The organism is Pseudomonas sp. R25(2017), assembly GCF_002112565.1.
Lineage (GTDB): Bacteria > Pseudomonadota > Gammaproteobacteria > Pseudomonadales > Pseudomonadaceae > Aquipseudomonas > Aquipseudomonas ekonensis.
This window is the reverse complement of sequence record NZ_NEHZ01000009.1, coordinates 257,792-270,791: the sequence shown is the minus strand read 5'-3', so window position 1 is coordinate 270,791 and position 13,000 is coordinate 257,792. Positions and strand designations below refer to the sequence as shown.

General features: G+C 64.3%; 9 protein-coding genes, 1 rRNA gene and 1 pseudogene. 5 read left to right on the top strand and 6 right to left on the bottom strand.

Features of this window, described 5'->3' with window-relative positions; translation table 11 throughout:
• Positions 1-159 precede the first annotated feature (159 nt).
• The 3 genes and pseudogenes from rrf (at position 160) to CAG31_RS29000 (ending at position 2,452) form a co-directional block, all read left to right on the top strand.
• A 5S ribosomal RNA gene (rrf, locus tag CAG31_RS14510) occupies positions 160-275 on the top strand.
• 224 nt (positions 276-499) lie between these two features.
• Positions 500-1,597: pseudogene (locus tag CAG31_RS29005) on the top strand (cache domain-containing protein); the annotation flags it as partial.
• Positions 1,598-1,666: 69 nt separating this feature from the next.
• A complete protein-coding gene (locus CAG31_RS29000) occupies positions 1,667-2,452 on the top strand; it encodes a methyl-accepting chemotaxis protein (protein WP_371856107.1) in 786 nt (261 codons plus the stop codon).
• A 127-nt stretch (positions 2,453-2,579) separates the two neighbouring features.
• Here the strand turns inward: CAG31_RS29000 and CAG31_RS14500 are convergent, their stop codons facing one another.
• From CAG31_RS14500 to CAG31_RS14480, 5 genes are all read right to left on the bottom strand, one after another.
• Entirely contained in the window at positions 2,580-3,047 is a 468-nt protein-coding gene (locus CAG31_RS14500) for an SRPBCC family protein (protein WP_085582212.1), read from the bottom strand.
• Positions 3,048-3,074: 27 nt separating this feature from the next.
• Positions 3,075-6,488: a non-ribosomal peptide synthetase gene (locus tag CAG31_RS14495; RefSeq protein ID WP_085582210.1), complete on the bottom strand. Its 3,414-nt coding sequence runs from the start codon at positions 6,486-6,488 to the stop codon at positions 3,075-3,077.
• 13 nt (positions 6,489-6,501) lie between these two features.
• Complete coding sequence (locus CAG31_RS14490) at positions 6,502-7,431, bottom strand: diiron oxygenase (RefSeq protein ID WP_085582207.1); 930 nt, start codon at positions 7,429-7,431, stop codon at positions 6,502-6,504.
• A complete protein-coding gene (locus CAG31_RS14485) occupies positions 7,428-8,204 on the bottom strand; it encodes a DUF3050 domain-containing protein (protein WP_170930083.1) in 777 nt (258 codons plus the stop codon). Before CAG31_RS14485 ends, CAG31_RS14490 begins: the two co-directional genes overlap by 4 nt.
• A 750-nt stretch (positions 8,205-8,954) precedes the next feature.
• On the bottom strand, positions 8,955-9,665 hold the full coding sequence (locus CAG31_RS14480) for a GntR family transcriptional regulator (RefSeq protein ID WP_085582203.1): 711 nt from the start codon (positions 9,663-9,665) through the stop codon (positions 8,955-8,957).
• Positions 9,666-9,861: 196 nt separating this feature from the next.
• On the opposite strand from CAG31_RS14480, the gene lapG reads away from it, so the two are divergent.
• Complete coding sequence (gene lapG / locus CAG31_RS14475) at positions 9,862-10,554, top strand: cysteine protease LapG (RefSeq protein WP_085582201.1); 693 nt, start codon at positions 9,862-9,864, stop codon at positions 10,552-10,554.
• 14 nt (positions 10,555-10,568) lie between these two features.
• Positions 10,569-12,515 (top strand): cyclic di-GMP receptor LapD, encoded by a 1,947-nt coding sequence (gene lapD, locus CAG31_RS14470; RefSeq protein WP_085582199.1) that lies wholly within the window; start codon positions 10,569-10,571, stop codon positions 12,513-12,515.
• 78 nt (positions 12,516-12,593) lie between these two features.
• Here the strand turns inward: lapD and CAG31_RS14465 are convergent, their stop codons facing one another.
• On the bottom strand, positions 12,594-12,932 hold the full coding sequence (locus tag CAG31_RS14465; RefSeq protein WP_085582197.1) for a tryptophan synthase subunit beta: 339 nt from the start codon (positions 12,930-12,932) through the stop codon (positions 12,594-12,596).
• Positions 12,933-13,000: the final 68 nt, after the last annotated feature.

Here is a 13,000-nt window from a genome sequence, read left to right as displayed (position 1 = left end):
ATCGCCGATGGTAGTGTGGGGTTTCCCCATGTGAGAGTAGGTCATCGTCAAGATTAAATTCCGAAACCCCAACTGCGAAAGCGGTTGGGGTTTTGTTTTAAGTAGAAGTCACCGATTTTCGCTGACACGTTACGCTGTAACGGGTTGGCCACAGAATTTCTTGACGACCATAGAGCGTTGGAACCACCTGATCCCATCCCGAACTCAGAAGTGAAACGATGCATCGCCGATGGTAGTGTGGGGTTTCCCCATGTGAGAGTAGGTCATCGTCAAGATTAAATTCCGAAACCCCAATTGCGAAAGCAATTGGGGTTTTGTCTTTTCCGGGGCATGAAAATCCCGGACACCCGAAGATTCCGCCCTTCCGCCTGGCGGGAATCTGGCTGATATGCCATTCATTTTGTACAAAGCCCTAAGTTTTCTGCGCTCCGTGCCGAAAGACTGATGAGACATGCGTGCACCAAAGTAGAGCAGCCGCAGAAACGTTGCCTGCCAGCTAATGGAAACTGAAATCACACGGAATGTTGCATCTGGAACGCATCCCCACTTTTGGCATAAGAAGTCCCATGAAATGAATCTCAAGTTCAGCCATAAAATCCTCTTGGCCGCCTCGGGCGTCGTGGTGCTGGCGTTCGCGCTGTTCACCCTCTACAACGACTACCTGCAGCGAAACACCATTCGCCAGAACCTCCAGTCCTCCGTGCAGCAGGCCGGCGACCTGACCGCCAGCAGCGTGCAGAACTGGATGAGCGGGCGGATCCTGGTACTGGAGAACCTCGCGCAGAACGTCGCCCACCAAGGCAAGGGCGCCGACTTCCCGGGCCTGGTCGATCAGCCGGCCTTCACCTCGAACTTCCAGTTCACCTACGTCGGCCAAGCCAACGGCGTATTCACCCAGCGTCCGGACGCGAAGATGCCGGATGGCTACGATCCGCGTCAGCGCCCTTGGTACAAACAGGCCGTGGCCGCCGACAAGACCATGCTCACCCCGCCGTACATGGCTGCCGTCGGCGGCCTGGTAGTGACCATCGCCATGCCGGTGAAGAAGAACGGCGAGCTGCTCGGCGTGGTCGGTGGCGACCTGAGCCTGGAAACCCTGGTGAAGATCATCAACTCGGTGGACTTCGGCGGCATCGGCCACGCCTTCCTGGTCAGCGCCGACGGTCAGGTGATCGTCAGCCCGGACAAAGATCAGGTGATGAAGAACCTGAAGGACATCTACCCGAACTCCAGCGTGCGCATCGAGAAGGGCAACCAGAACGTGGTGCTCAACGGCCAGGAGCGCATCCTGTCGTTCACCCCGGTCAGCGGTTTGCCGAATGCCGAGTGGTACATCGGTCTGTCGATCGACCGGGACAAGGCCTACGCCGCCCTCGGTCAATTCCGCACGTCGGCGCTGATCGCGATGTTCATTGCGGTGGCGGTGATTGCCGTGCTGCTGAGCCTGCTGATCAACGTGCTGATGCGTCCGCTGATCACCATGGGCCGCGCGATGCAGGACATCGCTCAGGGTGAGGGCGACCTGACCCGCCGTCTGGTGGTGGAGAGCAAGGACGAGTTCGGCGAGTTGGGCAGTTCGTTCAACCAGTTCGTGGAGCGGATCCACGCGTCGATCTCCGAAGTCTCCTCGGCGACCCGTCATGTGCATGACCTGTCGCAGCGGGTGATGACCGCGTCCAATGCCTCTATCGTCGGCTCCGACGAGCAGAGCGCCCGCACCAACAGCGTGGCCGCGGCCATCAACCAGTTGGGCGCTGCAACCCAGGAGATCGCCCGCAACGCCGCCGACGCTTCGCAGCACGCCAGCGGCGCCAGCGAGCAGGCCGACGACGGCCGTCAGGTGGTCGAGCAGACCATTCAGGCCATGACCGAGCTGTCGCAGAAGATCAGCCTGTCGTGCGAGCAGATCGAAACCCTGAACGCCAGCACCGACAACATCGGCCACATCCTCGACGTGATCAAGGGCATCTCCCAGCAGACCAACCTGCTGGCCCTCAACGCGGCGATCGAGGCGGCCCGTGCCGGCGAGGCCGGACGCGGTTTCGCGGTGGTGGCGGACGAAGTGCGCAACCTCGCCCACCGCACCCAGGAGTCGGCGGAAGAGATCCACAAGATGATCACCTCGCTGCAGGTCGGTTCGCGTGAAGCGGTCAGCACCATGAACGCCAGTCAGGCGTCCAGCGAGCAGAGCGTGGAGGTGGCGAACCAGGCCGGCCTGCGGTTGATCAGCGTGACCAAGCGCATCGGCGAGATCGACGGCATGAACCAGTCGGTGGCTGCGGCGACCGAAGAGCAGACCGCCGTAGTGGAAACCATCAACATCGACGTCAACCAGATCAACCTGCTGAACCAGCAGAGCGTGGCCAACCTCAACGAAACGTTGAAGGATTGCGATGCACTGTCGCAGCAGGCCAACCGGCTGAAGCAACTGGTGGACAGCTTCAAGATCTGATTGCCCGGGGCTTTCGGTCAATCGCGAGCAAGCCCGCTTCCACACTGGATCTGTGCCGTACGCACAGCCTCTGTGGGAGCGGGCTTGCCCGCGAAAGCGGCGGTTCAGTCACCACCGCCATGAAGCCTTACGCAAGCAGCTTCAACACATTCCCCATCGCGTCATCGGCGAACCCCTGCACGAAGTCCTTGAACCCCGGCAGCGCCTCGGCGCCACCTGAAGCGGGTTCGGCGATGATCGTCCAGGTCGCCCGTGCCTTGCCCTCTCCCAGCGATTCCACGTTCATCGCCGCCCACAGGTTGGCCACGCCCAGGGTGTTGTAGATGGTCGTCCAGGTCATGCTCCGCGCCTGCTCGTCGCGGGAGTTGAGTTGCTCGACCACCACGTTGCCGTCCTTGAAGAACTTCTTGCGCAGTGACGACACGCCTTCGCCGGTCATCTCGATGTGCGACAGCGCCGGGATGAAGCGGTGGAAACCGGCGAAGTCGCCGACCACCGCCCACACCTGCGCGGCGTCCGCCGGCACGTGCACCGAGGACACGACGTGGCAGCCGTGGGGGTTCTTGATCAGGGTGTCGGGTTGCAGTGTGCTCATGGTGTTGCTCCTTGCTGTTGGGATGGTTCAGATGAAATTGATTTCTTTGAGGTAATCGCAGCCGCGCCGCAGCAGCGCCGGTGACTTTTCCGGGTAGCGCGCGCCCATCTGCCGCACGCCGGCGTGGGCGTTGGCGTGGCCGATCAGGGAGATGTCGCCGATGTCTTCCTCGAAACCGTTGAGGTAGAAGCCGAGCACGCCGAACAGCGCGTTGTCGGCATCGACCCGGCCCAGCTGCCGTTGCCAGTCGCTGACGCTGACCAGCGAAAACTCACGGCCGGTCTCACGGAACGACGCCACGTAGGCGTCCCAGCTCAGCGGTTCGGGGTTGTGCAGGTTGAACACCGCCCGTTCGGCCGAGTGGCGGCTGGCGTGGAAGGCGATGAAGCGGGCCAGGAAGTCCACCGGCATCAGGTCGAAGTTGAGCGCGAAGGCCGGCACCTGGCCCAGCTGGATCGAGCCTTTGAGCATCAGCATCAACCGGTTCTTGTGCGGCTGGCAGACGCCGCTTTGGCTGTTGAAGCTGATGTTGCCGGGGCGGTACAGGTTGACCCGCACCCCACGCTCGCGCGCCCGTTCGAGCAGGCGCTCTCCGACCCATTTGGACAGGTTGTAGCCGTTGCGGATGTAGATCGGCGGCGTGGGCGCGGCAGGCAGCTCCAGCACCCGGCCCTCGGCGTCGACGGTGCTGGAGGCCGACAGGGTCGAGACGAAGTTGAACACTTTCTTGCTGCGGCCTTCGCATAGCCTGAGCAGCTCGAAGATCGGTTCGACGTTGTCCGCCGCCAGCGACTCGTAATCGAGCACGTGATTGACGTTGGCGGCGTTGTGCACCAGGGCGCCGAACTCGCGGTCGAGCCGTTCGTAGTCCTCGTCGGACAGCCCCAGCTGCGGCCGAGCGATGTCCGCCGCGTACACCCGCACCCGGCTCAGGTCCAGATGCTCAAGCCGGTTTTCCCGCAGCGACTGGGCGAAGCGTTGCGCCGCCGTCTGCCCGCCGCCGTCGCGCACCAGGCACGCCACTTCGCCGGCACCCCAGCCCAGCAGCGCCTCGACGATGTGCACGCCGACAAAACTGTTGGCGCCGGTGACGATCACCTTGTGCACATCGCCCATTCGGCTGATCGGCAGGGGCTCGATGTCCAGCGTGCGTTCGGCGTCGGCCATGGCCTGGGCGCTGAGCACGGCGCTGTCGTCCGTGCCGCGCACCAGGGTGGCGAGCTTGGCGATGGTCGGCCGTTCGATGAAGCGGTTGATCGAGATGCTGCGGCCGAATTCCTCGCGCAGGCGCAGCAGCATGCGCGACAGCAAGATCGAATGGCCGCCGAGGTTGAAGAAGCTCTCGTCGGTGGAAATGTCGTCGGCCGGCAGTTCCAGCAGTTCGGCCCAGATATCCAGCAGCAGCGCTTCGTCGGCGTTGGCCGGCAGGCTTTTCGGGCCGCTGTCCTGGACGCTCACCGGCCGCTCCAGCAATGCCTTGCGGTCGACCTTGCCGTTGCTGGCGTAGGGCATGTCCGCCAGTTCAGTCCAGGCCGCCGGCTGCATGTAGTCCGGCAGGAACTGCCGGGCGTGGGCCTTGAGTGCTTCGCGGGCCTCGCCCGGTCGCTGCTCCTGCGGCTGGGCGAGGAAGGCCAGGATCCGCCGCTGGCTGTCGATCACCACCGTCACCTGGCGGTACAGCCGGCTTTCGCGCAGGCAGCGCTCGATCTCTTCCGGCTCGACCCGGAAGCCGCGGATCTTCACCTGATTGTCGCGGCGCCCGCACAGCTCGATGCCGTGCGCACCCCATTTGGCCATGTCGCCGCTGCGGTAGGCGCGCAGGGTTCGGCCGTCCGGCAAGGCCAGTGTCAGGTAGCGCTCGGCGGTCTGCTGCGGGTTGTTCAGGTAGCCCAGGCACACGCCGGGGCCGACGATGAACAGTTCGCCGACGGTCTGTTCCTCCACCGGTTGCAGGTCGTCATCGAGGATCAGCACCTGGCTGTTGGCGATCGGCCCGCCGAGGGTGCGGTTGCTGTCGCCCGGCTGCAGGGGCCGGGCCGTGATCAGCACCGTGGCTTCGGTGGGGCCGTAGAGGTTGTGCAGTGTGCCTTGGCGGGTCAGTTGCTCGATCACGAACGGTTCGCAGACGTCGCCGCCGGTCATGATCTGCCCGACGCCTTGCAGTTGCTCCAACGGCAGGATGCTCAACAGCGCCGGCGGCAGAAACGCGTGGCTCAGTTGCCGGCGACGGATCAGCGCCACCAGTTGCAGCGGATCGCGGCGCTGGTCGACGTCGGGCACCACCAGTTCGGCGCCTTCGAGCAGGGTGGGGAATATGTCGATCAGCGACGAGTCGAAGCTCAACGAGGAGAACTGCAGCACCCGGCTCTGCGCGTCGAGCCCCACGTAGTCGGCGTACCACGCGGTGAAGTGGGCGAGGTTGGCCTGGCTCAGCAGCACGCCTTTCGGGTGCCCGGTGGTGCCCGAGGTGTAGAGCGCCATGCACGGTGCCTCCAGCGCGGGGCGCTGCAGCATTAGCGGTTGCCCAAGCTGTGCGTCGGTCGGGTCGATGCCGCTGACGTCCAGCCCCGGCATCGATCCGCTGAGCGGATGCGCGCCGTCGTGCAGCAACAGCACCGCCCCGGCGTTCTCCAGGATGTACTGCTGACGCTGCAACGGGTGGCTGGGTTCGAGCGGCAAGTACACCGCGCCGCTGCCGAGAATCGCCAGGATCGAGGCGAACAGCTCGCGGCCCTTGGGCAGGCAGAGGCCGACCACCCACGGTTGCGGGCGCTGTTCGAGCAGCGGCTGCAGGCGTTGGCGGATCGCCCGGCTGTGCACGTGCAACTGGCCGTAGCTGACCGACTGCTCGGCCAGGTGCAGCGCCGGTCGCTGGGCGTGGCGGATCAGGCTCTGTTCCAGGCGCTCGATCATCGGCGCCTGCGCCTGTTGCAGCAGCGCCGGGTCGGCCGTGGCGTTGAGGCGGTGGACGTAGGCCAGCCCGTCGAGGAACGTCAGGCTTTCCACCTGCTCGAAGTCCGGCGCGTCGGCCGCCGGCGCATGCCGGAAGTACTCTGCGTCGCGGGAGAGCCGGCTGACCAGCAGGGCCACCTCATCCACGATCTGCGCCAGTGTCCGTCGGCGCAGGCTCTGACCGTTGCCGGACGGCTCGTCTGCCATGGGCACACGGCTCAGCAGCCGCGTGCCGTGCAGGCACAGCAGGTCGAGGGTCGGCAGGCCGCCGGTCCCTGCCGTGCCGATGCCCAGGCGCAGGGACAGATGGGGTGTCGGGCCGAAGTCCTGCGGCGCGCAACCGTCGTCGATCACCAGATCCGCCGCCGGTCGCGGCTGCGCATGGCCATGCTTGAGCAGAACCTGTGAATGACCGTGTTGTTCAAGTTCCTGCGCCAGGTCGGTCATGGCCTGGCTGCAGCCGATCAGCAAAATGTCGAGGCGTTTCATGACGCTCTCCTCTTCAGATCAGGTAGTCGCGCAGGGCGTGCTGCACGCAGGGCGTGTCGAGCAGCGAGCTGTTGTGGAAAAACCGCACGATGTTGCCCACCAGCGGGTGGTGGCGGTTTATCGGGAACGCCAGCCCGGCCATCTCGTCCTTGAGTGAACGGCGCACGGCAGCGCTGACCGGCAAGGCGTCGATCAGGCGCAGGTCGAAGGCCTTCTGGATGTCGTTGGTCAGGTAGTGGCCGATGAACACCGGCAGGATCTGCGCGATGCATTCGCGGTCCGCTTCGCTCGCGGTGTGCCAGTAGATGCGCACCATGCGCGCCCAGAAACTGGAGTGACGGCCCTCGTCGAGCAGGTGGTCGGCCATCAGGCCCTTGATCGACGGCTTGACCGTGTCGTCCCGGGCGAACGCCGCCACGTCGCCGGTCACGGTGTTTTCGGCGATGGCCACGCAGATCAGTTCCACCGCATCGCGCAGGTGCTCCGGCGCCAGGGCCACGGCGGCCGGAATCGCCCGGCTCAGTTCGATCTCGTCGGGCAGGCCGATGGGTTCGATGCCGGTCATGGCCACGGTCTGCTGCATGAAGTCCATCGCCACCAGCGCGTGATAGTCCTCGTCCACCACCACGGTCATGGCGTCGTAGCGGCAGGCGAACGGGAAAGCCACGGCGAAGCGGTTCTTGGCGATGTTGCGGGCGGTCTTGTCGACGATCTCAGTCTCGAAGATCACCACGTCGTTGATGAACTTGTACAGGGTCTGCACCAGGGCGAAGTCACGCTGCTCGGGGCACTCGCGCAGGAAGGTCTCGCTCAGCACCAGCGGCTGGCGGCTGAGGGGATAGATCAGGCGCTCGTCGTTCTCCACCACCCGGCGCGGGCGGGTGCGGATGGTGGCGCGGCTTTCCCAGGCGTCGGCGAAGGACTGGTAGTCGGCGGCGTTCATGGCGTCACCTCCGCCAGTGGCTCATGCAGGCTCTGGCGCAGGCCGTCCCACAGGGCGATGCGGCTTTCCACAGCGGCCAGGGCGCTGGCGTAGACTTCGGCCTCGCGCTGCGGATCGCCCTCGACCAGCCGCGCCAGCAGTTGCTCCGCCGCAGGGCCGTGGTCTTCGGAATCGACTTCGATGTGCCGCTGCAGGTAGTAACGGAAGGTCGGGGCCTGGTCGGCGCCGATGCCCCAGGCGTCGAGCATGCGCTGGAACATGGTCGGGATCACGCTCTCGCGACCGTGCAGGAACGCGGCGGCGACGCTGTGCCCCGGGGCATGCAGCGCGGTGTGCAGGGTGTCGCGGACGAACTGCGCGGCGGCCGGATCGACCTCGACGCTCTGCAGCGCCACCTCATAGCTCACGCCTTCCTGCTGCAGCGCGACGAAGCGTTCCACCGCCGTGGTGTCCGCGCCGACTTCGCGCATGGCGTCCAGGTACAGTTCGAAATGGCTGTAATGACCGTGGGCAGGTCGGTCGTCCGACTCTTCGCCGAGCACGATCTCGTTGATCAGCCGCGCGGCGTGCGGATCCCGTGGCGGCAGCCAGGGCAAGCGGGTGCAGGTCAGTTCCTGCTGCAGGCGTTTGGTCAGCGACATGAAGTCCCAGACGGCGAACACATGGGACTCCATGAACCGGCGCAACGCCGTCAGGGAGTCAATTTCGGAAAAGATCGGATGGACGCTGAGTTCGGCTTTCTTCAGGGAAAGTTGTTCTTTTGTTGGCATGATTACGAGCCTCTAGCTTATAGGGATATAGGGACTGGTCAAACAATGGCTAACAGCGGTGAATATCTTTTTCTCGGCGAGCGATAGCCTCATTCGGTTCGATGAAAGTTGAAGTTGAATATCGATCGCCTGGAGCAGGTCGACGGCGCGGGGCCTCTGTCTTTTAGGTCTCCAGGGCCTGGCTTGACGGGACACGATGGCGCCCGATTGCCCGGCACATAAAAAGCTAATACATCACAAAACAACTTAACAAGTTTATTTTTAATTATTTTAAGTTGACTGTTTTTAAAGTATGAGCAGGCCCGGTAAAACTTTTGATTTGAGTTTTACATGGGCGTAGTTGCTCCTTTCGGCAATAAATGGCCAAAATTGATTAATAAGAGTGAATGCCTCACTCGAAGCAACTTTCTAACTGGATGAATGAAGTGGTCTGAGGGGATGAAGTTGGGCTGAAACGGCGCCGTCGCTTCCTTTTCCCGTTACAAGGCTCCTTCCGTAGGTTCCTGGTGCGGGGACTGCGCCGACGGCGCGTCGCCCGTTCTTGATTCGGTTGGCGGTTCAAGGGTGCGCGTAATTCGGCGTCGCCGCTATCGTCGAAAGTGACTTGCTTGCGGTGCGAATTTCGGGCGGGTTGAAGTTGGGTGGGGAGGTTAGAGCGCAGGCGCCGAAGTGCCACGGCAATTCACCGTGGCGGGCGGGGGGATTTGTAAGCGGGTGATTCGCCGGGCCGATTGGCAGGCCCGGCGCAAGGGGTCAGCGGGCGGTCTTGCGGTTTTGCGCGGCGGAACTGGCCAGGTAACGGGTGATGACCTCGACGCCGCGGTTGAGGTGCTGCTCCAGCAGTTTCACCGCATGGTCGGTGTCGCGCTCACGCACGGCGTGCAGCAGCGCCCGGTGATCGTCCTGGGACAGCTTGCCCAGGCCCATGGCTTCGAGGTTGAAGCGCAGGAAGCGCTCCTCCTCGTTCAGGCCGTCTTCCACCAGGCGCAGCAGGCGACCGTTGGCGGCCTTGCAGTACAGCGCCATGTGGAACAGCCGGTTGAGCCGGCCGATCTCGGTGTAGTCGTGTTCAGTTTCCAGCTCATCGATGTAGCCGGCCGCACGGTCGTGATCGGCTGCCGTGAGCAGGGGCACCGACTGGCGCAGCGCCTCGGACTCCAGCAGGATCCGCAACTCGTAGGTTTCCGTGGCGTCGCCCTGGATCAGCGGCGCGACCACGGCCCCCTTGTGGGCCACCACGCTGAGCAGGCCTTGGGCTTCCAGTTGGCGCAACGCCTCGCGCACCGGCATGCGGCTGACGCCGAACAGGTCGGCCAGATCCTGCTGGCGCACGGCGGTGCCGCAAGGCAGGCGGCCGTCGAGGATCGCCGAACGCAGGGTCTCTTCGATGATCGAGCGCGCCAGATGCGCGGGAATCGGCCCGTCGACCTTGATGCTGTGCAGCGGCTTGGGCTTCTGTGTCACAACTACGCACCCTGAATGACTACGGAATTTGGATCCAAAGGACACTAGTGATTGCTCTACAGGTTGTCAAACCATGTCGAGGAATCCCGTCACCCCTTGAGTTTAGCGCGGCGGAGATGATCTCAGGGTGCCATTGTTTTTTGCTGGGCTAACCTTCACCATCAGACGCTTTCCTCCCTGCCCTGGATGCCTTGCATTGGCGGTAACTTTCGCGATTCCACGGATTGCGCGCCGGCTGGCCTGCGCGTTGCTGCTGGCCGGCGCCATGCTGGGCGGCCTGCATGCCGACTGGGACTTTTCCGCGATCAGCCGCAAGGCCACGGCGCTGTACGGGCCGCTGGGCGCCGGGCAGCAGCGCATCGATGCCTGGCAGAACCTGCTGGCCACGCAAAAGCAGGTCAGCGAGGCGGACAAGCTCAAGGTGGTGAACCTGTTCTTCAACAAGCAGATGCGCTACGTCGAGGACATCGACCTGTGGCACGAGGTCGACTACTGGGAGACGCCCATCGAAGCGCTGTGGAAGGGTGCCGGGGATTGCGAGGACTATGCAATCGCAAAGTATTTCAGCCTGCGTCACCTGGGGGTCTCCAGTGACAAATTGCGCATCACCTACGTCAAGGCCCTGCGCCAGAACCGCGCGCACATGGTGTTGACCTACTATGCCTCCCCCGACGCCATGCCCCTGGTGCTCGACAGCCTGATGGACCCGATCAGGCCGGCGGCCGAGCGGACCGATCTGCTGCCGGTCTACTCTTTCAACGCCGAGGGTCTGTACCTGCCGGGGGCCAAGGGCAACAAGAAGGTCGGTGACACCAAACGCCTGTCGCGCTGGCAGGATGTGCTGAAGAAAATGCAGGCCGAAGGATTCCCGGTCGAGACGACTAACTAGGAGCACGCGCTCAGATGTCCTTGTTCAAACAGCTGTTGATCGCTATCTGTCTGTTCCTGGTGGTCGCCTTCACCGGCAGCTTCATGGTCAGCCTGGAAAGCTCGCGCACCCAGTACGTCAACCAGTTGCGTTCCCACGCCCAGGACGCCGCCACGGCGCTGGCGCTGTCGTTGACGCCGAACATCGATGACCCGGCGATGGTCGAGCTGCTGGTCAGTTCGATTTTCGACAGCGGATACTACTCCAGCATCCGGGTGGTGGATCTGAAGACCGACAAGGCCATCGTCGAGCGCAGCGGCATTCCGGCCGTCACCAATGTGCCGGAGTGGTTCGTCAGGCTGATCGGCCTGGAGCCGGCCGGCGGCGACGCGCTGGTCAGCCGTGGCTGGGAGCAGGCGGCGCGGGTCGAGGTGGTCAGCCACCCGATGTTCGCCCTGGCCAAGCTGTGGCAGAGCGCGCTGGGCAGCCTCGGCTGGCTGCTGGTGTGCGGCGCCGTCAGTGCGGTGCTCGGCGCCTTGCTGCTGCGCCGGCAGCTGCGTCCGCTCGATTACATGGTCAAGCAGTCCCACGCCATCGCCCGCCGCGAATTCCTCAGCCTGCCGGAGCTGCCGCGTACGCCGGAGCTGCGCCGGGTGGTGCTGGCGATGAACCAGATGGTCGAGAAGCTCAAGGCGCTGTTCCAGGAGCAGGCCGAACGCAGCGAGAAACTGCGCACCGAGTCCTATCAGGACAACCTCACCGGCTTGGCCAACCGGCGCTATTTCGAGATGCAGCTCAACGCCCGGGTGAGCAACCCGGAGCAGGCCAGCTCGGGCTATCTGCTGCTGTTGCGGGTCAAGGACCTGGCCGGGCTCAACCAGCGCCTGGGCGGGCAGCGCACCGATGAATTGCTGAAGGCGGTCGGCGAGCAGCTGTCCCGCGAGTGCGCCAAGTACCCGGAAACCCAAAATCTCGTGACGCGGATCCGTGGCGGTGAATTCGCCGTGCTGGCGCCGGGCCTGACGCGCGAAGAAGCGCTGCAATTGGCGCAGAGCCTCGACAACGCCTTGAGCAGCCTGCACGCGACGGGCGCCACCGACGTGGCCGCTGTGGCCTCTATCGGCGTGGCGCCGTTCGCCCACGGCGACTCGCCGCAGGCGGTGCTCAGCCTCGGCGACCAGGCGCTGGCCCAGGCCGAAGGGCAGGGCGAGCAGAATTGGGCCTGCCTCGACCAGAGCGTGGCGGCGGAGGTCGGCGACGACCACCACGCCTGGCACCGCTTGCTCGACCAGGCGCTGAACCAGCGGCGTTTCGAGCTGTTCTTCCAGCCCGTGGTGGCGGCGCAGGACACGCAACTGGTGCTGCATTACAAAGTGCTGTCGCGCCTGCTCGACGAACAGGGCCAGACCATTCCCGCCGGCCGCTTCCTGCCGTGGCTGGAGCGCTTCGGCTGGACCGCGCGGCTGGACCGTCTGATGCTTGAGCGGGTGCTGGAGCAGATGGCCGGGCATGAGGAGTCGCTGGCGCTGAACCTGTCTTCGGCGACCCTGGCCGACCCCCAGGCGCTGAACAAGGTGTTCGAGATCCTGCGGGCCCATTCCGACCTCGGCCCGCGCCTGACCCTGGAGATCGGCGAGGAACAATTGCCGGAGCAGGCGGTGCTGGAGCAACTGACCCGACGCCTGCGCGAGCTGGGCTTCTCCCTGAGCCTGCAACGCTTCGGCGGGCGCTTCAGCATGATCGGCAACCTGGCGCGGCTGGGGCTGGCGTACCTGAAGATCGACGGCAGCTACATCCGGGCGATCGATCAGGAAGGCGACAAGCGCCTGTTCATCGAGGCGATCCAGCGGGCCGCCCACAGCATCGACCTGCCGCTGATCGCCGAGCGGGTGGAGACCGAAGGGGAGCTGTCGGTGATTCGCGAGATGGGGCTGTACGGGGTGCAGGGGCAGCTGTTCGGTGAGCCCGCGCCCTGGAAGTGAGGCTGGAGGGATTCGGCGTCCCGAAGGACGCCGTCGCCAGCAGGCTGGCTCCCACCCAACGCAAGACGAACGGCCAAGTCAGATCAGGCCGGGCTCGTCCTCATTGATCAACTGGCTCAGGCCGCCCAGCGCCTCACGGGCCTGGGAGCGGTCCATCAGTTTGGCCTGGGCCGCTTCCGGCAGGTCGGTGACGCGGATCACGCCCTTCTGGGTCAGCACCTGAATCAGGTCGTCGAGCACCCGGATCATTTCCAGGTCGCTCTGCTTGAGCTGCTTGAGGCTCTTTTCCACCGCCGCGTTGGCGAACCATTCCTGGATTTCGACATGGTCGGCCGGCAGCGTTCCCGTGGCCTCGGCGTAGGCTGCCGCCTCCACGCGGATCAACTGGCCCTGCGCATCGCGTTGCACGTAAAACATTGAGCGTCCCTCGGAAATGAACCGGCGTCGTGCTGTCAGCAGCATAGCCAACTGCACGGGAGTATGCG